The 21,859-nt window shown below is 69.0% G+C and carries 22 protein-coding genes; 16 read left to right on the plus strand and 6 right to left on the minus strand.

Going from position 1 to position 21,859, the window contains the following annotated elements:
• Positions 1-2: 2 nt before the first annotated feature.
• From L540_RS12335 to L540_RS12360, 6 genes are all read left to right on the plus strand, one after another.
• Positions 3-782, plus strand: a complete 780-nt coding sequence (locus tag L540_RS12335) for a uroporphyrinogen-III synthase (protein ID WP_043208976.1) — start codon at positions 3-5, stop codon at positions 780-782.
• Between the two features lie 37 nt (positions 783-819).
• Positions 820-1,992, plus strand: coding sequence for a uroporphyrinogen-III C-methyltransferase (locus L540_RS12340; protein WP_109842529.1), 1,173 nt, complete (start codon positions 820-822; stop codon positions 1,990-1,992).
• A 4-nt stretch (positions 1,993-1,996) separates the two neighbouring features.
• Entirely contained in the window at positions 1,997-3,553 is a 1,557-nt protein-coding gene (locus L540_RS12345) for a heme biosynthesis HemY N-terminal domain-containing protein (protein ID WP_043208852.1), read from the plus strand.
• Between the two features lie 36 nt (positions 3,554-3,589).
• On the plus strand, positions 3,590-4,123 hold the full coding sequence (gene ppa, locus L540_RS12350) for an inorganic diphosphatase (protein WP_043208854.1): 534 nt from the start codon (positions 3,590-3,592) through the stop codon (positions 4,121-4,123).
• Positions 4,124-4,378: 255 nt separating this feature from the next.
• Positions 4,379-5,032, plus strand: a complete 654-nt coding sequence (locus tag L540_RS12355; RefSeq protein WP_372432941.1) for a fumarylacetoacetate hydrolase family protein — start codon at positions 4,379-4,381, stop codon at positions 5,030-5,032.
• 14 nt (positions 5,033-5,046) lie between these two features.
• A complete protein-coding gene (locus tag L540_RS12360; RefSeq protein ID WP_043208858.1) occupies positions 5,047-5,178 on the plus strand; it encodes an entericidin A/B family lipoprotein in 132 nt (43 codons plus the stop codon).
• 84 nt (positions 5,179-5,262) lie between these two features.
• Here L540_RS12360 and lon read toward each other — a convergent pair whose 3' ends face one another.
• Together lon and L540_RS12370 are read right to left on the minus strand one after the other, a co-directional pair.
• Complete coding sequence (gene lon / locus L540_RS12365) at positions 5,263-7,599, minus strand: endopeptidase La (RefSeq protein ID WP_043208859.1); 2,337 nt, start codon at positions 7,597-7,599, stop codon at positions 5,263-5,265.
• Complete coding sequence (locus L540_RS12370) at positions 7,596-8,003, minus strand: Hsp20/alpha crystallin family protein (protein ID WP_043208862.1); 408 nt, start codon at positions 8,001-8,003, stop codon at positions 7,596-7,598. Before L540_RS12370 ends, lon begins: the two co-directional genes overlap by 4 nt.
• 259 nt (positions 8,004-8,262) lie before the next feature.
• On the opposite strand from L540_RS12370, the gene L540_RS12375 reads away from it, so the two are divergent.
• The 9 genes from L540_RS12375 to L540_RS12415 are packed head-to-tail and all read left to right on the plus strand — an operon-like array spanning position 8,263 to position 16,692.
• Positions 8,263-8,523 (plus strand): hypothetical protein, encoded by a 261-nt coding sequence (locus L540_RS12375; protein WP_043208864.1) that lies wholly within the window; start codon positions 8,263-8,265, stop codon positions 8,521-8,523.
• The gene (locus L540_RS12380; protein WP_231584787.1) at positions 8,520-9,908 is read left to right on the plus strand and encodes a pilus assembly protein; all 1,389 of its coding nucleotides are present in this window, start codon (positions 8,520-8,522) and stop codon (positions 9,906-9,908) included. The genes L540_RS12375 and L540_RS12380 overlap by 4 nt, the downstream gene beginning before the upstream one ends.
• On the plus strand, positions 9,905-10,669 hold the full coding sequence (locus tag L540_RS12385) for a hypothetical protein (RefSeq protein ID WP_231584788.1): 765 nt from the start codon (positions 9,905-9,907) through the stop codon (positions 10,667-10,669). The genes L540_RS12380 and L540_RS12385 overlap by 4 nt, the downstream gene beginning before the upstream one ends.
• The gene (locus tag L540_RS21975; RefSeq protein WP_231584789.1) at positions 10,666-11,283 is read left to right on the plus strand and encodes a hypothetical protein; all 618 of its coding nucleotides are present in this window, start codon (positions 10,666-10,668) and stop codon (positions 11,281-11,283) included. The genes L540_RS12385 and L540_RS21975 overlap by 4 nt, the downstream gene beginning before the upstream one ends.
• Entirely contained in the window at positions 11,276-12,088 is an 813-nt protein-coding gene (gene cpaB, locus L540_RS12395) for a Flp pilus assembly protein CpaB (protein ID WP_231584790.1), read from the plus strand. Before L540_RS21975 ends, cpaB begins: the two co-directional genes overlap by 8 nt.
• Positions 12,085-13,437, plus strand: a complete 1,353-nt coding sequence (locus L540_RS12400) for a type II and III secretion system protein family protein (RefSeq protein ID WP_048026369.1) — start codon at positions 12,085-12,087, stop codon at positions 13,435-13,437. Before cpaB ends, L540_RS12400 begins: the two co-directional genes overlap by 4 nt.
• Complete coding sequence (locus L540_RS12405) at positions 13,437-14,966, plus strand: ATPase, T2SS/T4P/T4SS family (protein WP_372432942.1); 1,530 nt, start codon at positions 13,437-13,439, stop codon at positions 14,964-14,966. The genes L540_RS12400 and L540_RS12405 overlap by 1 nt, the downstream gene beginning before the upstream one ends.
• Positions 14,963-15,817, plus strand: coding sequence for a type II secretion system F family protein (locus L540_RS12410; protein ID WP_043208869.1), 855 nt, complete (start codon positions 14,963-14,965; stop codon positions 15,815-15,817). Before L540_RS12405 ends, L540_RS12410 begins: the two co-directional genes overlap by 4 nt.
• The gene (locus tag L540_RS12415) at positions 15,814-16,692 is read left to right on the plus strand and encodes a type II secretion system F family protein (protein WP_231584792.1); all 879 of its coding nucleotides are present in this window, start codon (positions 15,814-15,816) and stop codon (positions 16,690-16,692) included. The genes L540_RS12410 and L540_RS12415 overlap by 4 nt, the downstream gene beginning before the upstream one ends.
• Positions 16,693-16,931: 239 nt before the next feature.
• On the opposite strand, the gene L540_RS21985 is transcribed toward L540_RS12415, so the two are convergent.
• A complete protein-coding gene (locus L540_RS21985) occupies positions 16,932-17,735 on the minus strand; it encodes a BPSS1780 family membrane protein (RefSeq protein ID WP_043208870.1) in 804 nt (267 codons plus the stop codon).
• Positions 17,736-17,800: 65 nt separating this feature from the next.
• Positions 17,801-18,769: a homoserine kinase gene (locus L540_RS12425; RefSeq protein ID WP_043208872.1), complete on the minus strand. Its 969-nt coding sequence runs from the start codon at positions 18,767-18,769 to the stop codon at positions 17,801-17,803.
• A 145-nt stretch (positions 18,770-18,914) separates the two neighbouring features.
• Between L540_RS12425 and dusA the strand changes: the two genes are divergently transcribed.
• On the plus strand, positions 18,915-19,922 hold the full coding sequence (dusA, locus tag L540_RS12430) for a tRNA dihydrouridine(20/20a) synthase DusA (protein WP_082149627.1): 1,008 nt from the start codon (positions 18,915-18,917) through the stop codon (positions 19,920-19,922).
• Positions 19,923-19,982: 60 nt separating this feature from the next.
• Here the strand turns inward: dusA and L540_RS12435 are convergent, their stop codons facing one another.
• Positions 19,983-20,441, minus strand: a complete 459-nt coding sequence (locus L540_RS12435) for a CBS domain-containing protein (protein ID WP_043208876.1) — start codon at positions 20,439-20,441, stop codon at positions 19,983-19,985.
• Positions 20,442-20,509: 68 nt separating this feature from the next.
• Positions 20,510-21,856 (minus strand): YihY family inner membrane protein, encoded by a 1,347-nt coding sequence (locus L540_RS12440; RefSeq protein WP_043208877.1) that lies wholly within the window; start codon positions 21,854-21,856, stop codon positions 20,510-20,512.
• Positions 21,857-21,859: the final 3 nt, after the last annotated feature.

The raw sequence follows: 21,859 nt of genomic DNA on the forward strand, positions 1-21,859 counted from the left end.
TGATGTCGCCTTTGGCTATTCTGACGCGGCCCGCGGGCCGCAACGAAGCCCTGGCCACGCGCTTGCGCGGCGCCGGCTGGGAGGTCCATGCCTGGCCGGCCTTGCTTATCGAGACCCTGCCGCCGCCCGGCGCGGGCCTGCCCCGGCCCGAGGACTTCGACCTGGTGGTCTTTGTGTCCGGCAATGCGGCCCGGCTCTACCTGGGGCAGGTCTTCGGCGGCGGCGGCGCCTGGCCGCCCGGCACGGCGGCGGCCACGGTGGGCCCGGCCAGCGCCCGCGCGCTCACCGGCTCGGGTTTTTTTGGCGCGAATACAACAGTTTTGCATCCTGGCGACGATGCCCCCACGCATGACTCCGAGGCCCTGTGGCGCCTCATCCAGGCGCGCGGCGTCTTGCCGCGCAAGGTGCTGCTGGTGCGGGGCACGCGGGGGCGCGACTGGCTGGCCAGCCAACTGCGCCAGGCCGGCGCCGAGGTTTGCGTGCACGCGGTCTATCGCCGCCTGCCCGCGCAGTGGGAGGCATCCCGCCTCGACACCCTGCGCCTATGGGCCGCGCAGGGCAGGGCAGCCACCTGGCTGCTGACCAGCGGCGAAGGCATCGACGCCATTGCCGCCCAGCTCGCCCGCGCCGGCCTGCCCTCCTGGTGGCCGCAGTGCCGTTACGTCATCACACACCCGGTATTGCGGCAGCGGCTGGCGCTTGCTGGCGAGGGCGCGGCCGCAATGGTAAAAGAATGCATGCCTGCCGATGAGGCGATATTCGAGGCCTTTGGTGCTGCCTGAGTCGTCCTTTCATGCCATCAACGAATACAATCGCGTCATGACAGACAATACCTCTTCTCTTCCGCCGAGCCCGCCGGCGGGCGGTTCTGCCGAGCGCGCGCCGGAGACCGCCAAGCCGCCCAAACCCGCCCGCAAGGGGGGCGTGCTGTCCACGGCGCTCATCATCGTCCTGTTGATCGCCATCGGGCTGGGCGCGGCCCTCTGGAACCTGCGCCAGCAGTCGGCCAAGAGCGGCCGCGAAGTCGCCGCCCGGCTGGACCGCCTTTCGGGCGACCTGCTGCAGGCCCGCAACGATGTGCGCGAGGCCCTGTCCCTGGCGCAGGCGCAAAGTGGCCGCGTGGCCGACCTGGAAAACAAAGTCCGCGAGACCCAAAGCCAGTACAGCGCCCTGCAGCAGGCCATGCAGAACCTCAACGACGGCACCAGCGACGAGATGCTGGCCAATGACGTCGAACGCCTGATCACCGTGGCCAGCCAGCAATTGCGCCTGGCTGGCAATGTCAACAATGCCGTGGTGGCGCTGGAGTCGGCGCAGGCCCGTCTGGCCCGCGCCGACCGTCCGCGCTTTGCCAGCGTGCAGCAGGCCATCAATGGCGACCTGGACCGCCTGCGCGCCGTCAGCACGGTGGACATCCCGGCGCTGTCGGCCCGCATCGAGCGCCTGGTGGCCCTGGTGGGCCGCGCTCCGCTGCTGGTGCCCGATGGCGCCGCGCCCAAGCTGGCGCCGCAGGCGCCGGCCCAGGGCCGGGTGGCCGTGCCGCCGCCGGCGCCCGAACCGCTGCCGGCCGATGCCGCCTGGTGGCAGCGCTGGCGCGCCGAGATCGGATCCTGGCCGGGCCGCGCGGGCGCCGCCCTGGCCAATGAGCTGGGCGACCTGATCCGCGTGCAGCGGGTGGACCAGCCGGCTGCGCTGCTGCTGTCGACCGACCAGGCCGCCGACCTGCGCTCCGTGCTGCGCCAGCGCCTGCTCTCCCTGCAGCTGGCCATGCTGATGCGCCAGCCCGCCGTCTGGAAGAGCGAACTGGACAACGTCAACGACACGCTGTCCAAGTATTTCGATGCGCGCTCTCCCGATACGCAGGCCGCGCTGGCGCTCACGCGCGAGCTGGCCCAGACCGATATCGCGGTGCGCGTGCCTGACGTCGCCGACAGCCTGAACGGCATCGCCGCGCTGCGCGCGGCCGGCTTCAAGCCCGACGAGCAGGACTGAGCACATGCGTACCTGGTTCTGGACTCTACTTCTGGCTTGCGTGGCCGTCGCGGTCGCGGTGGTGCTGCGCGCGCATCCGGGCAATGTGCTCATCCTGGTCTGGCCCTGGCGGCTGGAGATGTCGCTGGCGCTGGCCGTGCTGCTGCTGGTCGTGCTGTTTGTCGCGCTTTATGTCGGTTTGCGGCTGCTGGCCTGGCTGGTGGCCATCCCCGATCGCGTGCGGGCCTGGCGCGGCCGCCGCGCCCAGGCCCGCGACCACGAATTGCTCGAACGCGGCTGGATCAGCCTGCTGGAGGGGCGCTTCTCGCACGCCGAGAAAGACCTGGTCAAGCTGCTGGATCAGACCAAGGTGCGCGGCCGGCGCGTGCTGGCCGCCTTGTCGGCTGCGCGAGCCGAGCATGGCCTGGGTGAATTCGAGCGGCGCGACCAGATGCTGGCCAAGGCCCGCGAAGAAGCCGGCGACGATGCCGGCCTGATCGAAGCGACCGCCACGGTGGCGGCCGACATGCTGCTGGACCAGGGCCAGCCCGCCCAGGCCCTCGACGTGCTTGCGCCGCTGCAAGACGGCGGCGCGCGCCATCTGCATACCATGCGCCTGCTGCTGCGCGCCGAAAAAGCCCTCGGCCACCAGGAGCGTGTGTTCGCGCTGGCGCGCGGCCTGGTGCGGCGCAACGCCATGGACAAGGCCGAGGCCGAGCAATTGATCGACGGCGCCGGCGCGGCCCGCCTGCGCGCCGGCATGGCCAGCGAGCAATGGCGCGAGGTCTGGAAGGACCTCAAGACCGAAGAGCGCCTGTTGCCCAATATCGCCCTGGCCGGCGCCGCGGCCTTCGAGGCGGCGGGCGAGCACAACGAGGCGGCCCGCATCCTTGAGTCGGCCATCGCCGCGAAGTTCAACCCCGTCCTGGTGGCGGCCTATGCGCGCTGCGAGGCCGATCAGGTGCCGCGCCGCCTGGCCAAGGCCGAGACCTGGCTGCAGCAGCGGCCGGCCGATGCCGGCATGCTGACCGCCCTGGGCCTGCTGTGCCTGAATGGCCAGCTCTGGGGCCAGGCCGAGCGTTATCTGCAGCGCAGCGTCTCGCGCCGCAATGACGCCCAGACGCATGCGCTGCTGGGCAGCCTCTATGACCGCCTGAACCGCCCGGCCGAGGCGGCCAAGCATTGGCGCCTGGCGACCGCGGCCAGCATGGCGCTGCCTATCCTGGCCACCGACGCGGCCTTGCCGGCGGCCGACACCCAGGCCGACCCGCTGCACCTGGACGCCGAGGGCGCCTTTGTCGATGGCGAGGAGGCGGTCTACGCCGCCGCCGGCCCGCGGGCCGACGCGGCGCCGCCCGAGGCGGCCGCCTCGGCGGCGGATTACGTGCTCGACCCGGATGCCCGGCTGGCCGGACGCGACGCCCCGCCCGAGGCGCAGGCCGCCGTGCCCTTGCGCTCGGCCATCGATATCGAAGAGTACTTCGACAGCGCGCCCATTCCGCCGGCGGCCATCGAAGCGCCGGTCAGCAGCTTCGGCAGCGATGCCGCCAAGCCCGCGGACAAACCCGGCGAAAAGACCTGATTTCCTTTCCAGTTACCACCCAGCAAGGTTTGCACTATGAGTTTCGAACGAGTCCCTGCCGGCAAGAAGCTGCCGGATGATTTCAACGTCATCATCGAAATCCCGATGAATGCCGATCCGGTCAAGTACGAGGTCGACAAAGAAAGCGATGCCATCTTCGTGGACCGCTTCATGCTGACCGCCATGCACTACCCGTGCAACTATGGCTACATTCCGCAGACCCTGTCCGAAGATGGCGATCCGGCCGACGTGCTGGTGATCACGCCTTTCCCCATCCAGATCGGCGCCGTCGTGCGCTGCCGCGCCCTGGGCGTGCTGGAGATGGACGACGAGTCCGGCGGCGACGCCAAGCTGCTGGCCGTGCCGGTGGACAAGCTCTATCCTCCCTACCGCAATATCAAGTCCTACGAGGACCTGCCGGCCGAAGACATCGCCCGCATCCAGCACTTCTTCGAGCACTACAAAGACCTCGAAAAGGGCAAGTGGGTCAAGGTCAAGGGCTGGAAGGGCGTTGACGCCGCCCACCAGGAAATCCTGCGCAGCGCCGAGCGCTACGGCAAGGGCGAGTAAGCCTTCGACCGCGCACAGCCTCGGCGATGCGCGGCGGATCGCAGCGCGGCCGCGACGGCATGATGCCGGTCGCCGCCGCGCTTTTGTTTTTTCGGGATCGGCCGATCCCGCGGCCGATCGGGCATTAAAAAAGCCCATGAAAACGGATAAACTCGCGCATTGTCAGTGTCAGCCGGCCCGGCCGGCCATGCGTCCGTAGAGGTTCAATAATCATGGAATACGTCATCCCCCCCCCTGCCGGCCGTCTCGGTGCCCGTGGCCGGCAGCAATGCCCGTTTTCCGGTGCGCCGGGTCTACTGCGTCGGCCGCAATTACGCCGAACACGCCAAGGAGATGGGCTTTACCGGCCGTGAAGATCCCTTCTTCTTCAACAAGCCGGCCGATGCCATCGTCGCGGTGGCCGACGGCGAAACCGGCTCCATGCCCTATCCGCCGCGCACGTCCAACCTGCATTACGAGATGGAGCTGGTCGTGGTGCTGTCCAAGGGCGGCAAGGATATTCCCGCGGACCAGGCCAATGACTGCGTCTGGGGCTATGCCCTGGGTCTGGACATGACGCGCCGCGACCTGCAGGGCGAGGCCAAGAAGCAAGGCCGTCCCTGGGAGGTCGGCAAGGGTTTTGATTTCTCCGCGCCCATGGGCCCCATCCACCCGCGCAGCGTGGTCGGCACGCTCGACAGCGGCGCCATCTGGCTGGACGTCAACGGGCAGCGCAAGCAGTCCAGCGACATCTCGCAGATGATCTGGAACATCCCCGAAAGCATCGCCTATCTGTCCACCTTGTTCGAGCTCCAGGCCGGCGACATCATCTTCACCGGCACGCCGGAAGGCGTGGGCGCGGTGGTCAAGGGCGACGAGCTTGTCGGCGGCGTCGAAGGCCTGGGCGAACTGCGCGTTCGCATCGCCTGAGCTGGAGGGGCCTTATGCGTAGCAAGATCGTGCTGACCGCCTTCGTGGTGTTCGGGTTCGTGCTGCAGGGTTGCAATACCGTGGCCGGCATGGGCAAGGACGTCTCGCGGGCGGGCAACGCCATTACCAGCGCCGCCGAAAAGTAAACGGCGCCGCCTGCAAATCCTCCGCCCTGGGCGGAGGATTTTTTTTTGCGCTCGCTGCCCCTGGGGCCGGGCATCCGGGTCCGCTCAGGCCGGCCCGCCGGCCCTGCCGCTATCGCCCTCGATGGCGCATTTGACGGCATCCTCCACCCGGTCCAGCAATACAAAGCGCAGCTTCTGGCGCGCCTCGGCGGGCACGTCTTCCAGGTCGCGCTCATTGCGCCGGGGCAGCATGACGATCTTGATGCCCGCCCGCAGCGCCGCCAAGGTCTTTTCCTTGACGCCGCCGATGGGCAGCACCAGCCCGCGCAGGCTGACTTCGCCGGTCATCGCGACATCGGCGCTGACCGGTTTGCCGCTCAGGAGCGAGGCCAGGGCCACGAACATCGCCACCCCCGCGCTTGGCCCGTCCTTGGGCGTGGCGCCGGCCGGAACGTGGATATGGATGTCCAGTTTTTCGAGCGAGTCGCCGCTCCAGGTCTTGGCCAGCGTCAGGGCCGTCTGGGCCGACTCCTTCATGACGTCGCCCAGCTGACCGGTCAGGATGAGGCGTCCGCTGCCGGGCACCTTGCTTGCCTCGATGAAAAGAATGTCGCCGCCCACTGGGGTCCAGGCCAGGCCGGTGGCCACGCCGGCCACGCTGGTGCGCAGGGCCACCTCGTTCTCAAAGCGTTGCGGGCCGAGAATGGCGGCCAGGTCGCCGACGTCGATCGAGACATGCTCGGCCTTGCCCTCGGCGATCTGCATGGCGGCGTGCCGCAGCGTCGAACCGATCTCGCGCTCCAGGTTGCGCACCCCGGCCTCGCGCGTGTAGTCGCCCACGATGGCGGCCAGGGCGGCGTCGGTGATGTCGGCCTGCTCGGGCTTCAGGCCGTTGGCTTCCAGCTGGCGACGCACCAGATAGCGCCGCGCGATCTGGACTTTCTCTTCTTCGGTATAGCCCGGCAGCTGGATGATCTCCATGCGGTCGCGCAGGGGCCCGGGGATGGTGTCCAGCGCATTGGCCGTGCAGATGAACATGACATGCGACAGGTCGAAATCCACGCCCAGATAGTTGTCGCGGAATTTATGGTTCTGCTCCGGGTCGAGCACCTCCAGCAGCGCGCTGCCCGGATCGCCATGAAAGCCGCCCGCGCCCAGCTTGTCGATCTCATCGAGCATGAGCACCACATTGCTGGTGCCGGCGCGGCGCATGGCCTGGATGATGTTGCCGGGCAAGGCGCCCAGATAGGTGCGGCGATGGCCGCGGATCTCGGCCTCGTCGTGCACGCCGCCCAGGGCCACGCGCTGGAAGGCGCGCCCCGTCGCGCGCGCGATGGACTGCCCGAGCGAGGTCTTGCCGACCCCGGGCGGGCCCACGAAGCACAGGATGGGACTGCGGCCCTGGGGGTTGAGCTTGCGCACCGCCAGGTACTCGAGAATGCGCCGCTTGATCTTGTCCAGGCCGAAGTGATCTTCGTCCAGAATCTTGCGCGCCTCGTTCAGATCTATGGGCTTTTGCGGTTCTTGCTTCCAGGGCAGCTCGGTCAGCCATTCCAGATAGGTGCGCAGCATGGCGCTCTCGCCGCTGGCCTCGCCCATGCGCTGCAGGCGGCTGAATTCCTTGCGCGCGTGGCGCAGGACATCCTCGGGCATGCTGGCCGACTCGATCGCGGTCTTCAGCTGTTCGAGTTCGGCCGCCGTATCCTCGGTGTCGCCCAGCTCTTTCTGGATCTGGCGCAGCTGCTCGCGCAGCAGGGTCTCGCGCTGCCTTTCATCGAACTGCGCCCGCGTGCGCTCGCCGATCTCCTTGGACAGCCGCAGCACCTCGATGCGCCCGGCAAGCAGGGCGATGACTTTGTCCAGCCTGCGGGCCAGGTCGAAGGTCTCGAGCACCTCCTGTTTTTCGGCCGGCTTGATGTCCACGAGATTGGTCACCATATCGGCCAGCAAGGTGGGCGACTCGATGCCCTGCACCACGGCGCCCAGCTCGTCGGGCACATTGGGCAGCAACGCGATGGTCTCCAGCGTTTGCTGCTTGAGCTGCAGAAAGCGCGCTTCGATCTCGCTGTCGCGCTGGCCGGTGTCTTCGACCAGGGCCACGCGCGCCACCATGAAAGGCCAGCCCTCCAGGAACTCCAGCACGCGAAAGCGGCTCTGCCCCTGGACCAGCAGATGGTGCGCGCCATCCTGGCCGGTGATGTAGCGGGCGATGGGGCCTTGCGTGCCGACCCAATACAGGTCGTCGGGCCGCACCTCGTCTTTTTGCGGATCCCGCTGCAACAGAAAGCCCACCGGGCGCTCCGCCTTGACCGCCTCCTGGGCGGCCGCCACCGAAATCTGCCGGCTGACCGTCACGGGGGTCAGCACGCCTGGGAAAAGCACCGCGTCGCGCAAGGGAATGATGATGCGCGCATCTTCGGGCAGCGTGCGCAAGTCGGTCATGGGATCTCCCTAAGTTTGTTCAGGGTGAGAAACAGGCAGCCGTCGGCCAGGCGCGGCGTGGTCGGCTCCAGCGCATGCAGCGGCAGGCGGATGCGGCGCTGGAACTGGCCGTAGGGTATTTCCAGTTGGTGGATGCGGGTGTCGTAGGCGGCGGGAATGGGGCGCAGGCCGGAGACCGTGATGCCCTCGGGATCGAAACGCACCACGACATCCTCGGGGCCGACGCCGGGCAGGGCCACGATGACCAGCACGGCCGCCTCGCTCTCGATGATGTCCACGGGCGGCTCCCAGGCGTGGGCCGCCGCCTGCGCGGACTGCAGGACCTGGCGCTGCAGGCGCTCGGCATGATGCAGCAGCGCCAGCGCGTCACCCCAGATCCAGGAAGAAAAGTCGCGCGATTTCATTGAACTCGAAGCCCCTAAGAGGTTCTGCCGGGCCAGGCCGCGGCGGATTCGCGATGCCGCTGACCGGAGGCGGGCAGGGCATGGGTTCAAGCATTCGATTGACGGCGGCGGGGCCGCCTGTCCTGACCAATATACTCCAGTCGCCCGGCCGCTACAGCGGGGGGCGTGACGAATATGCGCGTCTCGGTTTGTGCGAATTGTGGCCGGTCCGCGGGCGCTTCAGACTGGCATCTCGTGAATCTTGATGACGAGGTGCAGCATGCAACACAAACGACGCCAGGCCGGGCAGGCCATGACCGAGTACATCATCGTGGTGGCCCTGGTCGCCGTGGCCGCGATCGCGGTCTACCAGTACTTCGGGCAGGTATTGCGCGCCCAGACCGCCGCCATGGCGCGCGAGCTATCCGGCGAGGACGGCACGGCCCAGGTCAAGCAGGCGCAAGGCGCGTCAGGCAAGGCGGCTTCGCAGGCCAAGGGGCGCACCCTCAAGTCCTTCACCGGTAACGCGGGCGCCAAATGAGGCCGGCCTTCCAGCGGCGCGCGAGGCAAGGCGGGCAGGCCCTGGCGCTGGGCCTGGTGGTCCTCGCCCTGCTGCTGGGAGGCTGGGTCGCCGCCCACTGGACCTCGCGCATGGCCAGCGCCAGCGCGCGGCTCACCCATGTGGCTGATGCCGTGGCCTATAGCGGCGCGCTGATGCAGGCGCGCCAGCTCAACCTGCTGGCCTATATCCACCGCGCACAGCTGGCCCACCAGGTCGCCATGGCGCATCTGGCCACGCTCATCGCCTGGCAGCAGCTGGGCATGACACAGGCGCGCCGGCGCGCGATAGGCAATCCGCCCGCCTTCCTCATCGGGCGCCTGTTCGGGCCGCGCTTCGCGCGGGCCTATGGGGCCTCGCCTTCGGGCTCCTCGTCCTATTCCCACAATCCGGCTGCCTTGCAAGCCTCGCTGAAACGGCATGATGCCGTCGTGCACCGCATCCTGGCCGAGGTCGCCCGCCAGCAATGGCGCAGGGCCGTGCCGCTGCGCGATGCGCACATGGGCCGGGTGCTGCAGGCCAACTATGTCTCTTCAACTTCAAGCCGCACAGGGGTTCCCGTCATGCAAGTGCACGACGACAATTTCCCGCGTCTTCTGGCATGGCAATCACCCTCCGATGCCCAAGGGCTGCAGGCGCTGACGCAAACCGTCGCGCGGCGGTTCGCCTTTCTGCGGCCCCGGGACCTCACCTGGGCCAGCGCCTGGATCGTCCAGCCGCGTTGCCCCAATACCCGGCACCAGCTGCGGCGGCGCGGGCATACCTTCCTGGATGCGCTGGGCCGATGGGGCGCCAGCGACACCTTGTCCTTCCATGCCCTGCGCAGCAATCGCTGGATAGGCTGCTACTTCCGCGAGTACCCAATGGGCTGGGCCACGACCGGCGCCACGCGCTGGAAACTGGGCCGTCACTATGTCGAACGTCCCTTGGCCGAGTTCTCGTCCCAGGATTTCTGGCGCTGGTACAGCCAGTACTCCGGCCTGCATGCCGGCGCGTGGCGCAACAATCCCCTGGCCAATTCTTATGCCATGCGCGACCGCTACGCGCCGCCGCAAGGGGCGGGCCTGCCCGATGTCCTGGGCCTGTCCGCCCAGGGGCTGCGCCAGCCCAGCGCCACCTTCAAACTCAGCCTGCGGACCTCCCTGGCCGTGTCCGACCTTGGCCAGGCCTGGCGCATCCCGCGCCTGGGGGACGCCGACGCCTGGTGGCGCGCCCGCCGGCTGACGCGCGTTTCCGCGGCCGAAACCTATTTCGCAGCCCCGGCTGCGCCGAGCGGCGGCCAGGCAGAGCTGCCTTCCCTGTTCCGTCCTTATTGGCAGGCCAGGCTGGTTGCCGCACACCACGTCACTCACGGAGCCAGACCATGAAGCCCAAGCGATCGTCATATCGCCGCCGTCCTTGTCTTCCCCGTCAGCCTCGTTCCGGCAAGCTGCGCCTCTTGCAGACCGCGGACAAGCGCAAGGTGCTGCCGGTCGACGCCGACATGCCCAAGCCCGGGCCCGCCTGCCGCGATACGCCCTGGCCTTCGCGCCCCGAACGCCCATGGCAACGGCTTTACCGTCAAGGCGGCCAGGCGCTGCCGGAGATGCTCGTCCTCACCGGGACACTGGCGCTGCTGTGGTTCGGCGTCCACCAGCTTTCCGAATCGCGGATGGCGGTGCTGGAAACCGCGCAGGCCAGCCGGCGCTGGGCGTTTGCCGTGGCGCGGGCCGAGACGCCGCCGCCCGCGGATCGGGGTCTGAGCCTGTCGGTGCTCAAGCCCATGCAGGCCCCTGACAGCGCCGCCTCGCCCTCGGGCCAGGCCCTGGTCGCCGAGTGGCTGGCGCTGCCGGCGCACTGGGCCGCCGTCCGTGCCCATGCGGGGCAGGGCATGCCGGCGCGCCAGACCATCCTGGCCGCCGGCGCCGGCCACGCCAGCGACGCGCGGACGGCGCAGCAGCGCCTGGGACGCTCCGCCCATGGATGGACGCATGCCGCGGCCGAGTCATTGCGCCAGGCCCGGACGCTGGACCTCGCCTTGCAGGGGCTGGACCGGCCCTGGGGGCAGAGGCGCGTCCACACCGATTGGCTGATGCCCTGGGCCGATGTCGTTCCCGCCGGGCGGCAGGCCCCCAGGGGGCGCCGATGAGGCCCTGCGCGTTCATCCAGGCCTTGATGGGCATGCTTGCGCTGGCGGTTCCCGCGCTGGCGCAGCCCGTCCCGGAGCCCTTGCCGGGGCTGCCGGCCGAGCCGGCCTTGTCCGCGATCCTGCCTTCCGGCAGCCGGCTCGAATGGCGGCATTTCGATGCCGCGCAGGACATGGCAGCCGTCCTTGACAGCGCTTGGGAGCCCTCGGCGTCCGCGCTGGCCGTCTGGCCCGGGCATACGCTCATGGTTCATCAAAGCGACGCCTGCCATGTGCTGCTAAGCCTGCGGCCACGCCCCGGCGGCGGCACGACGGGCAGCCAGTCGCGCTTGTGCGCGGCGCGGCCCGCCGCATCCGCCGGCGTCGAGCCGCTGGGCCGGCTGGCCGAGCTGCTGCATGCCCACGCCGAAGGCCGTGTGACGGTCTCGGTCTGGTCCTTGCCCTTGGGCGACACGGCCGCCAGCCAATGGCTGGAGCGCGAGCTGCGCTCGCGCGGATGGCGGCCCTCCGGGGGCGCTTGGGTCCGCGGGGACGCGAGGCTGGACACTTTCCTCACCCGGCTGGATGCCGGCGCCGCGGCCGCCAGCGGGCTGGTATTGGTGCGCCACCATGACTGACGCGCGAGCCGGGCATAAGCAGCCCCTGGCTGCGCGGCGATGGGCGCGGCTGTGGTCCGGCCATGGCGTGTGGGTGCTGGCCGTCGCCTGCGGCGCCGGGGCCGCCTGGGCGGTGCAGCTGCATATCCAGGGCAAGGAGCGGGATCTGGAGCGGCGCAGCCAGGTTCCCACCCTGTCGCGGCTGGTGGCCTGGGCAGACCTGCCCGCCGGCCACGTCCTGGAGGCCGAGGACGTGGCGCAGCGCGAGATCCCCAAGGATTGGGCGTCCGCCCAGTCCTTGGCGCCCGAACAGCTCGGCGAACTATTGGGCGCCAGGCTCAAGGCCCCCGTGCCAGCCGGCCAGCCCATCCTGCGCGCCGACCTCGATTTTTCGCTGCCCGGCACGGCGGCGCGCCTGGGTTCGGGCAAGCGCGCCCTGACCCTGTCCCTGCGCGAGCTGGCCGAGATGCCGCCGGACATGCAAGAAGGCGATCATCTCGACATCTATGTCTCACTGACGCACAACGACAAACGGCTGACCTTGCCCTTGCTGCAGAACGGCCGCGTGCTCGCCGCCCCGGGGCCGGAGGCCGCGCAAGTGGTGCTGGAGGCCAGCGCGGCGGAGGTCCTCAGGGTGATCGCCGCGCGGCAGGCGGGCGCGCTCACACTGGCGCTGCGGGCGCCCGAAGACGTGGCCTCCGAAGCCCTGCCAGCAGGCGAGCTTGGCGACATCCTGGGCTTGCAAGCGCCGGTCGATCGCAGCGTGCCCGTGCTTTATGGCGACGAGCAGCAAGCGCTAGCTCCCGCCCTGCTGGAGGCGCCATGACGCGGATTCGCAGGCCGCGGCGGTCTTGCCGAGGCGGCCGGGCCGCATGGTTGGCCAGGGCGCTGCCCTTGGCGCTTGCCCTCCGGGTCCTGCCGGCCGCCGGGCACGCCGCCGATGACATCCTGCTCGAGGTGGGCCAGACCCATGTGCTGCCGGCCCCGGGCCTGAGCCGTATCGCCGTGGGCAGCGGGCAGGTGGTGCAGGCGCAGGCCGTCGATGGCAAGGAGGTCATTCTCTTTGCCCGCAAGGAGGGGGTGTCCTCGGTCCACGTATGGACCGGCAAGCAGGGCGTCAAGGCCTATGCCTTGCGGGTCATGCCGGCCGGCTTCGGCCGCATGCGCGCCGAGGTTGAGCAGTTGCTGGCCAGCATGCCGCAGCTGCGTTTCAGCGTGGTGGGCCACCAGATCGTCATCGAGGGCAGCGGCCTGACGGACGATCACAAACAGCGCATCGCCGCGCTGGCGGCCCGCTATCCCGAAGTGCTGGATCTCACCGGAGACGTCGGCTGGGAGCAGATGGTTCTGCTGGATGTCCAGGTGGTCGAAATCCCCCGCACGCGCTTGTGGGAGCTGGGCCTGAACTGGGAGACGGGCGGCGGCGTTGCCGGCGGCGCTTCGCACGCCGGGCCCTGGGGCGGGGTGCAATGGCTGGGCGTGCATGCCTCGCTCGGCGCCCGCCTGCAGGCCCTGGCGCAGCGCGGCGAGGCGGTCTTCCTGGCGCGTCCGCGCCTGCTGGCGCGCAGCGGCTCGTCGGCCTCCTTTCTGGCCGGCGGCGAAGTGCCTTATCCCAGCGCCGACCGAGACGGCAAGGGCAGCACGGTCTTCAAGCCCTATGGGGTGGGGCTGACCATCACGCCCCGGATTGATCCGCGCGGCACGATACGTTCGCGCATCGAGGTCGAGGCCAGCTCCATCGACCCTACGCTCACGGTGGCCGCCGGGCCCGCCATGCGCACCCGGCGGGCCGCGACGGAGTTCAACCTGCCCTCCGGGCAGACTCTGGTGCTGGGCGGGTTTCTCGGCCGCGAGCGGACGCAGCATACGCGCGGCCTGCCTTGGTTGAGCGAGCTGCCTGTCATCGGCGCGCTGTTCGGCGGGCGGCGCGAACAAACGCGCGACACCGAGCTGGCGATCTTCGTGACGCCCACCATCGTCAAGCCGGATGATCCCGCGCTGGCGCGCGAGGCGCTGCGAGGCAGGCAGTTGCTGCATCGGGCATTTCCCGAGGCGCCGGACATGCTGTCGGACATCCCCGGGCCGGCGCCGGGCAGGCGCAAGCCGGCTTGGTCGGCATCGCAATGGTCATCCGGGCTGGCAAGCCAGGCGCAGGCAGGAGAGCCCACGCCATGATGCTGGCATTGCACTATGAAGACGGGCGGACCGAAGAACTGGCCTTGTCCGATTCCCTGCTGCTGGGGCGGGCGGCGCACTGCGATCTGCGCATCTCCAACTGGCGCGTGGCGCGTGAGCATGCCCGTCTGCAGCGCGGTCCGGAAGGCTGGCTCATCGAAGACCTGGGCGGTCTGGGCGGTACCTTCGTCAATGGCGCGCGCGTGACGGTATACGGCCCGCTGCAGCCATCCGACCTGATCGTCATCGGCCCCTGCCGGCTGCGCCTTGCCGCGCCCGCGCAGGCCGGGACCGAAAGCGCCGGCCCTGGTGGTGGGACGGCGGACGGGCCGGCATGGCAGTCCTGCCGGGGCGCGCTGCACGAGGCCCTGATCCAGGCCCTGGACCTGCGACGGCGGGATGTCGCCGCCATGCCCGATGCCATGCTGCGCCAAGAGGCCTCGGCATTGCTGGCGCGCCTGCTGCGCGATGGGCAGGTCGAGGTTCCCGAGGCCGTGGACCGGGAGGCCTTGTGCAAGAGCGTGCTCGACGAGGCCGTGGGGCTGGGCGCGCTGGAACCCTTGCTCCAGGACCCGGCCATCTCCGAAATCATGGTCAATGGTCCCGAGCGCATCTATGTCGAGCGGCAGGGGCAGCTGGAGCGCCATCCCGCGTCCTTCAGCAGCGAGCAGGCCTTGCGGCATGTGCTGGAGCGCATCGTCGCGCCCCTGGGCCGGCGGATCGACGAGGCCGCGCCCATGGTGGACGCGCGGCTGGCCGACGGCGCGCGCGTGAACGCGGTCATTCCGCCCATCTCCACCCGGGGCACCTGCCTGACCATACGCAAGTTTCCGGCGCGCCGCCTGAGCATGGCCGACCTGCTGCAGGCCCAGGCCCTGAGCGCCGAGATGGCCCGCTATCTCGAAGACGCAGTCAGGCAGCGCCGCAATATCCTGGTCGCCGGCGGCACGGGCGCGGGCAAGACGACCCTGCTCAACGTGCTGTCCAGCGCCATCCCGGAGCACGAGCGCATCATCACGATCGAGGACGCGGCCGAGCTGCGCCTGTCGCATGAGCATCTGGTCGCCCTGGAGGCCAGGCCCGCCAATATGGAGGGCAGGGGGACGGTCGAGATCCGCGATCTGGTGCGCAACGCGCTGCGCATGCGCCCGGACCGCATCGTGGTCGGCGAATGCCGCGGCAAGGAGGCCTTCGACATGCTGACCGCCATGAATACCGGCCACGAGGGTTCGCTCACCACCCTGCATGCCAATTCTCCCCGGGACGCGCTGGGCAGGCTGGAGTCCATGGTGCTCATGGCGGGGCTGGACTTGCCTGTGTCGGCGCTGCGCGAATACGTGGCGTCCTGCATCGACCTGATCGTGCAGCAGGCGCGTGGCGCCGATGGCGTGCGGCGCATCACCGCCATCGCCGAAGTCTGCGGCATCGAAAGCGGCACGATCCAGCTGCAGGAGCACTTCCGCCACGAGCCGGCAAGAGGTTTTGTCGCCGCCGAATGGGCCTGCTGGCAGCCAGGAGAGCATCTATGACAGGAGCCGCTTTTCTTGCCGTGCTGCTGGCCTTGCTGGCCGCGTCGCTGCTGGCCTGGCAGCTTCAGCGCAGTCTCAAGCCGGCCTGGCAGCGCTATCGCGACACCTATATGCAGGATGCCCGTCATGGGCTGCAGGAGGTCTTTCTTTTTCTCGATCCCAGGCAGCTCTGGGGCATGGCGATGTCCTGCGCCTGCGGGGTGTTCGGCCTGGTCCTGGCGACAGGCGCCCATCTGGCCTTGGCCGTGGCGGCCGGGGGCATGGCCTGGCGCTTGCCCGCCATGCTGCTGGCAGGCCTGCGCCGGCGGCGGCAGCAACGCCTGCAGGCGCAACTGCCGGCTGGCCTGCTCAGTCTCGCGGCGGCCCTGAAGGCCGGCGCCAGCCTGCCCATGGCCCTGCGCCAGCTTGCCGACCTGGCGCAGGCGCCGCTGTCCCAGGAGCTGGGCCTGATGTTGCGCGAGCAGCGTATCGGCGTGTCTTTCGATGATGCGCTGCGCCGGCTGGAAACCCGGGCGGACCTGCCGGCGATACGCCTGATGGCGGCGGCCTTCCGGGTGGCGGGCACATCGGGAGGCAATCTCGCCCAGGCCCTGGAGGGGATTGCCCAGGCCTTGCGCGGCCAGCTGCTGGTCCAGGGCCGCCTGAAGGCCTTGACCGCGCAGGGGCGGATGCAGGCCTGGGTGCTGAGCGCCTTGCCGCTGATGCTGGGCGTGGCGCTGTATTTTCTGCGGCCGCAACAGATGGCGCGTTTGTGGCAGACCGACATCGGCTGGATGCTGATGGCCGTCATCGTGGGCCTGCAGCTGCTGGGCTGGCTGATGATACGCCGCATCCTGGCGGCGGCGTCATGAGCGCGGCCAGCGTTCTGGCGGGGCTTGCCGCGGCCTGCCTGATGCTTGCGCTCAGCGGGCTGGCGCGCGGCGGCCCGGACCTGCCCCAGCCCATGCCGGCGCTCTCGGGGCTGCAGGCCTGGGCTTGGCCGCTGTCGTGGCGCCTGGCCCGCCGCCTGGAACGCTTGCTGGGCTGGCGGGCGCGCGACCGCCTGGGCCGGCTGGCCCTCTTGGCGGGATGGCCGGCCCAGCTGCCTGCGGCCTGGCTGCCCGCCCGCATGCTGCTTTGCGCGGCCGCGGGTGGGCTGGCCGCCGCGGTGGCGGCCTGGCTGGCCTGCCCGGCGGGCGGCGCGGTCGCGCCGGCGGCGGGGGCGGGCCTGGGAGCGGCGGGCGCCGCCTGCCTGCCCTTGTGGGCGCTGCGCCGCCGCATCAGCGAGAACCGCCGCCGCGTCGCGGCCGACCTGCCTTTCCTGCTCGATGTGATGACGCTGTGCATCGAGGCCGGCCAAGGCATGGCCAAGGCCATGTATCTGGCCGCGCGCTATTGCCCGCCCGGCCTGTTGACCCAGGCCTTGCTCCAGGCCCTGAATGAAGTCCGCGCCGGACGCACCCAGCGCGAGGCCTTGCAAGCCCTGGCGGCGAACCTGGCGGTCGATGGCGTGCATGCCTGGGTGGCGGCCCTGGCGCAGGCCGAGCGCCTGGGCGGGGGGACGGGCACCATGTTGCGCGCCTTGGCCGGGCAGCTGCGCGAGGAGGCGTTTCAGCGCGCCGAGGAGGCGGCCATGCGCGCGCCGGTCAAAATGCTCTTTCCCCTGGTCAGCTGCATGTTTCCATGCACTTTCCTGATCCTGGGGTTTCCCTTGCTGGTGGATTTTCTGCCGCAGGGGCAGCCGTGAAGCGGGGGCGCGCCGCCTTGCCGGCGGACCGTCTGCGCTTGCGCGAGGCGGCCGTGTGGCATCGCCGCCTGCTCGGCCTGTTGTGCAGGCGGCGCCCGCCCGGGCCGCGCAGCGGCCTGTTGCTCAGGCCCTGCCATGCGGTCCATACCTGGGGGATGGCCTATCCCATCGCGGTGTGGTTCATCGGCCGCGATGGGCGGGTCCTGCGGGCGCGGCGCCTGGACCCCTGGCGCTGCGCCTCATGCCGCGGCGCTGTCGCCGTGGTCGAGACCGGGGTGGAAGTCCTCGATGCCGAAGACGGAGGTGTAGGCCGGGTAGAAGCTGCTGTAGAGCACCGCGCCGGCCGCCACGTTGATGGGGATCTGCACGATGTTGGCGACCGAGGCCGGGATGCCGATGGCGACCAGCAGGCCGGCGCACAGGTCGATGAACAGGAACACCATGACCCAGACGGCGCCATAAACCAGGAAGGCCCATTTATTGCGCCAGCAGGCCACGCCCGAGAAGAACAGCGCCTGCACCAGGCGCAGCCCATGCCAGGCCACCAGCACGGGCGCGTGCCAGAAGAGCGCGGCGATGATGACGTAGATGATGGCAAACAAAAACAGCGGGAAGCGCACGGCGGCCACGAAGGGCATGATGTCGTGCTCGATCTGGATGGCGCGCAGCCCGGCGGTCAGGTCGCCCCAGAAGGGCAGGAAGGCGAGCAGGCCGCCGGCCAGGCTCAGGCCGGCATACAGCAGCCCCATGAGAAACAGCTTGCGGAAAACCCCGGGACGCAGCAGCGGCTTGGGCCACATGGAGGGCAGCATGACCCGCCCGGCTTCGATGTGCTTGCAGGCCGACAGCGTCATCAGCGTGAACACCGGCATCAGCGCGACGAACAATAGGGGCCCGACCGGCGGGGTCAGGGTGGCGAACAGCACGAACAGGCTGAGCGCCATGGCCCAGAAAAACATGGGCAAGGGCTGTTTGGCGAAAATTTTCAGCCCGTCTCTTACCCATTGCCAGCCAGAGGACGCGGGTAGGGTTGCTGCTTGCATAGGTCTCGTGAAAGGTCGCAGGGGACGGATGGCTTGTTCAACACCCATTATGCGTGTCGTGGCGGTCAGGGCAAGGGCGGCAGCACGCCGCGGTGGCGCGCTTGCAACACTCTTTCAAAGTGCCGGGGGTCATGGGGCTTGAGCGTTTGCGCGGGCCGCGGCAAGAAATAGTCATACAGGCGGGACAGCCAGAAGCGCAGCGCCGCGGCGCGCAGCATCAGCGGCCAGGCACGGCGCTCGGCGTCCGTGAAGGGGCGCTCTTGGGCATAGGCCCCCAGCCAGGCCTGGACCAGTTCCGGGATGAACTCACCGCTGTCGCGGTCGATACACCAATCATTGACGGAAACCGCCACGTCGAACAGCCAGGTGTCGCAGCCGGCGAAGTAGAAATCAATGAATCCGCCCATGAGCGGGCTGTCGAAGGTGCCGGCAAACAGCACGTTGTCGCGGAAGAGGTCGCAGTGCGAGGGCCCGAAAGGCAGCTCGGCGCGCTCGGGCTGGGCCGCGGCGGCCTGCTGGTCGGCCAGTTCCCGGGTCAGCAGGGCGGCCTGTTCGGGCGTCAGGAAGGGCATGACCTTGGGCGCGGTTTCCAGCCACCACGACAGGCCGCGCAGATTGGGCTGGCGGATGGGGAAATCCGCGGCGGCCTTGTGCACGCGGGCCAGCGTCGCGCCGGCCAGCGAGCAGTGCTTGGCGCCCGGCGCCGGTTCGTAGCCGCCAGGCAGGCGGCTGACGATGGCGGTGGGTTTGCCGTGCAGCGTCGTCAGGCGGCTGCCGTCTTTCAGGGTCTGGGGCTGGGGCACGGGGATGCCGCGTCCAGCCAGGTGGTGCATCAGTTCGATGTAGAAGGGCAGCTGCTGCCGGGTCAGCACTTCGAACAGCGTCAGGACATATTCGCCCTGCGTCGTATGCAGGAAAAAATTGGTGTTTTCAATCCCGGCGGTAATGCCCCGCAGGGAGACAAGCTCCCCGATGTCATAGGTTGCGAGCAGGGCACGGGCGTCTTGTTCGGATACGGGAGTGAAAACGGCCATTGATCAGTGTTGGGTGGGGGGTGGAAAAGGGGCGGGGCCTGTCGGGCCGGCGCTGCAATTTTAGACCAGTGCTTCCCCTGTTTCGGGCCTAGGCCGTCCCGGGGTCGTAAAATACCCCTTTCCCCCAAGCCCGTAAGGTTTTTTCTTGACCCCGCCCGACTGGCGACTGTGTGTCGCGCCCATGATCGATGTGACGGATCGCCATTGCCGCTATTTCCACCGGCTGCTGGCGCCGCATGCACGCCTGTACACCGAGATGATCACCACCGGCGCCTTGCTGCACGGCAATGTGGCGCGGCATCTGGACTTCGACGAGGCCGAGCACCCGGTGGCCCTGCAGCTGGGCGGCAGCGAACCCGAGGCCCTGGCCGCCGCGGCCAGGCTGGGCCGGCAATGGGGCTATGACGAAATCAACCTGAACTGCGGCTGCCCTTCGGAGCGCGTGCAGCGGGGAGCGTTCGGCGCCTGCCTGATGGCCGAGCCGGACCTGGTGGCCGATTGCATGAAGGCCATGCAGGACGCGGTGGACATCCCCGTGACGGTCAAGCACCGCCTAGGCCTGGACTACGACGAGTCATACGCTTTTGTGCGGGATTTCGTGGGCAAGATCTACGACACGGGCTGCCGCGTCTTCATCGTGCATGCCCGCAATGCCGTGCTCAAGGGGCTGTCGCCCAAGGACAACCGCGAGATTCCGCCTTTGCGCTACGACGTGGCCGAGCAGCTCAAGCGCGATTTTCCGGACTGCGCCATCGTGCTCAACGGCGGCCTGTCCGATGCGGCGCGGGCGCTGGATGCGGCCGGCCGCTTTGACGGCGTGATGCTGGGCCGGGCGGCCTGGCATACGCCTCGCGTCTTGTCCGAAGTGTCGCTGCGCCTGTGGCCGGCCACGCGCTTGCCGACCGATGCGCAGGTGGTCGATGCGATGACCGAATACACCGCCCGCCAGATCGCGCGCGGCGTGCCGCTGCGGGTGATGCTGCGGCCCATGCTGGGCCTGGTGAATAACCAGAGCGGCGCGCGCGGCTGGCGCCGCCTGCTTTCCGATCCGGGCCGTCTGGCCGAGAACGATCCCGGCCTCATCTACGAGGCCTGGCGCAATCTGCGGTCGGCCGCCCGTACGCGGCCGGAGTTGGCCCAGCCGGCGATCTGAGGCCGCCATCCCATCACAAAGGGCCACCCTCGGGTGGCCCTTGCCGCAATGCCGCCTTGCTCAGGAGTTGGGCGAGGCGCTGTCCATGGGCCAGTCGCGGATATAGGCCTTGAGCATGTTGTTCTCGAACTGCTGGGCCGCCACGATGGCCTGGGCCATGTCGTAGAAAGAAATCACGCCCATCAGGGTCGGGCCATCCATGACCGGGATGTAGCGCGCGTGCTTGTCGAGCATGAGGCGCTGGACTTCGTCGGCGCTGGTGTTGGGCGAGACGCTGACCGGGGCATCGTCCATGATGGCGCGGATCGTGGTTTCGCCGACCTCGCCGCCATTGAGATCCAGATGGCGCATGATTTCGCGGAACGTCAGCATGCCGGTGAGCATGCCGGATTCCATGATGACCAAGGAGCCGATGTCCTGTTCGCTCATGGTGCGGATGGCGACGGACACCAGGGTGTCCGGCGTGGCGGTGTACAGCGTATCGCCCTTGACGCGCAGAATTTCGCTGACTTTCAACATGGTGTTCCTCCTTGGGGCACGAAGCCAGCCCCGATTGCATACTGGTTTTTGTCTGCCTATGGCCCGTATTACTTGGGCTTTTTGGCATTCTCCAGCGGCAGCACGGTGATGGGGCGCGTTTCGCGCTCGAAATCGTCGTCTGGCGTTGGCCCGATGCCCCTATTGTGCGACAGGCTGGCGAGTTCTTCCAACTTGGGGGCGTTTTCCGGGTCGGCCAGCCGGGTGGCCAGCATACTCAGGGACGGATCAAGACGGACACGCCGCTGCTGCCTGTCGAGCAGGAATCGATCGTAAAGGGGCGTGAGCGGCGTGGATTGCGGGTTGGCCGCCAGGATCCAGCGGTCGTCCCCGGTCGGGGCGACCAGCCCCATCGCATGCAGGGCCGCCAGGACGGCATTGAGCTCGTCGTGGTGCAGATGCAACTGGCGGCAGAGCATCTGGGTGCTGCGTCCTGGCGGGCGCTGTCCGCGCGCGGCCATCAGCAGGCGCAGCACGCCCACCGCGTCGATGAACTGCGCGCCCGCGGCGCGGTTGATCTCCCAGCGGCCCAGCCGGATCATCGGCGCGCTGGCGGCGATGCTGGCGCCGAACAGCACGGCCAGCCAGGAGAGATAGATCCACAGCAGGAAGATGGGCAGGGTGGCGAAGGTGCCGTAGATGACGGTGTAGGCGGGAAACCGGGTCAGGTACAGGGCGAAACCGGATTTCATCACTTCGAGCGCGATGGCGGTGCAGAAGCCGCCGGTCAGGGCGTCGCGCCAGTAGACGCGGCAATTGGGCACCACCACGAACAGGGCCGCGAAGCCCAGGCCGGTGAGCAGCAAGGGAATGAAAGAGATCGCCAGGCTGACGACTTCCGGCACGTCCTGGACCAGCCCCAGCGATTCCCGCGCCACGAAGGAGGTCGCCCAGAGGCTGGCGCTGGCGGCCACCGGGCCCAGGGTGATGACGGCCCAGTAGACCAGGGCCCGCTGCGGCCAGGGCCGCTGGCGGCTGACGTGCCAGATATCGTTGAAGGTCTTGTCTATCGTCATGATAAGCAAGAGCGAGGTCACGATCAGGAAGGCGCTGCCTATCGTCGTCAGCCGCGTGGCCTGCCGCGCGAACTGGTTGAGATAGTTCATGATGTTGTCGGAGACCGCCGGCGGCATGAGGTTGTTCGCCAGGAAGTCTTCGAGCGCGAGGCGGAAATCCTGGAAGACCGGAAAGGCGGTAAACAGCGACAGCACGACGGCCAGCATCGGCACGATGGCCAATACGGTGGTGAAGGTCAGGCTGGAGGCGACTTGAAACAGGCGTTCTTCATCGGCGCGGTGCGCGGCGAAACGAAGCGCGTGCACCACGCGCCGTATCCAGGAGCGGCGGCGCGGCCTGGGTGGGGAGTCCCCTTCGGCGGTTTCGGCGGTCGGGTCCATCAG

Source organism: Bordetella pseudohinzii, from assembly GCF_000657795.2.
GTDB classification, from domain to species: Bacteria; Pseudomonadota; Gammaproteobacteria; order Burkholderiales; family Burkholderiaceae_B; genus Bordetella; species Bordetella pseudohinzii.

Excerpts from the sequence above, each read along its gene's own strand:
- L540_RS12335 (WP_043208976.1), top strand. The coding sequence starts at position 3 with ATGTCGCCTTTGGCTATTCTGACGCGGCCCGCGGGCCGCAACGAAGCC.
- L540_RS12340 (WP_109842529.1), top strand. The coding sequence starts at position 820 with ATGACAGACAATACCTCTTCTCTTCCGCCGAGCCCGCCGGCGGGCGGT.
- L540_RS12345 (WP_043208852.1), top strand. The coding sequence starts at position 1,997 with ATGCGTACCTGGTTCTGGACTCTACTTCTGGCTTGCGTGGCCGTCGCG.
- ppa (WP_043208854.1), top strand. The coding sequence starts at position 3,590 with ATGAGTTTCGAACGAGTCCCTGCCGGCAAGAAGCTGCCGGATGATTTC.
- L540_RS12360 (WP_043208858.1), top strand. The coding sequence starts at position 5,047 with ATGCGTAGCAAGATCGTGCTGACCGCCTTCGTGGTGTTCGGGTTCGTG.
- lon (WP_043208859.1), bottom strand. The coding sequence starts at position 7,599 with ATGACCGACTTGCGCACGCTGCCCGAAGATGCGCGCATCATCATTCCC.
- L540_RS12370 (WP_043208862.1), bottom strand. The coding sequence starts at position 8,003 with ATGAAATCGCGCGACTTTTCTTCCTGGATCTGGGGTGACGCGCTGGCG.
- L540_RS12375 (WP_043208864.1), top strand. The coding sequence starts at position 8,263 with ATGCAACACAAACGACGCCAGGCCGGGCAGGCCATGACCGAGTACATC.
- L540_RS12380 (WP_231584787.1), top strand. The coding sequence starts at position 8,520 with ATGAGGCCGGCCTTCCAGCGGCGCGCGAGGCAAGGCGGGCAGGCCCTG.
- L540_RS12385 (WP_231584788.1), top strand. The coding sequence starts at position 9,905 with ATGAAGCCCAAGCGATCGTCATATCGCCGCCGTCCTTGTCTTCCCCGT.
- L540_RS21975 (WP_231584789.1), top strand. The coding sequence starts at position 10,666 with ATGAGGCCCTGCGCGTTCATCCAGGCCTTGATGGGCATGCTTGCGCTG.
- cpaB (WP_231584790.1), top strand. The coding sequence starts at position 11,276 with ATGACTGACGCGCGAGCCGGGCATAAGCAGCCCCTGGCTGCGCGGCGA.
- L540_RS12400 (WP_048026369.1), top strand. The coding sequence starts at position 12,085 with ATGACGCGGATTCGCAGGCCGCGGCGGTCTTGCCGAGGCGGCCGGGCC.
- L540_RS12405 (WP_372432942.1), top strand. The coding sequence starts at position 13,437 with ATGCTGGCATTGCACTATGAAGACGGGCGGACCGAAGAACTGGCCTTG.
- L540_RS12410 (WP_043208869.1), top strand. The coding sequence starts at position 14,963 with ATGACAGGAGCCGCTTTTCTTGCCGTGCTGCTGGCCTTGCTGGCCGCG.
- L540_RS12415 (WP_231584792.1), top strand. The coding sequence starts at position 15,814 with ATGAGCGCGGCCAGCGTTCTGGCGGGGCTTGCCGCGGCCTGCCTGATG.
- L540_RS21985 (WP_043208870.1), bottom strand. The coding sequence starts at position 17,735 with ATGCAAGCAGCAACCCTACCCGCGTCCTCTGGCTGGCAATGGGTAAGA.
- L540_RS12425 (WP_043208872.1), bottom strand. The coding sequence starts at position 18,769 with ATGGCCGTTTTCACTCCCGTATCCGAACAAGACGCCCGTGCCCTGCTC.
- L540_RS12435 (WP_043208876.1), bottom strand. The coding sequence starts at position 20,441 with ATGTTGAAAGTCAGCGAAATTCTGCGCGTCAAGGGCGATACGCTGTAC.
- L540_RS12440 (WP_043208877.1), bottom strand. The coding sequence starts at position 21,856 with ATGGACCCGACCGCCGAAACCGCCGAAGGGGACTCCCCACCCAGGCCG.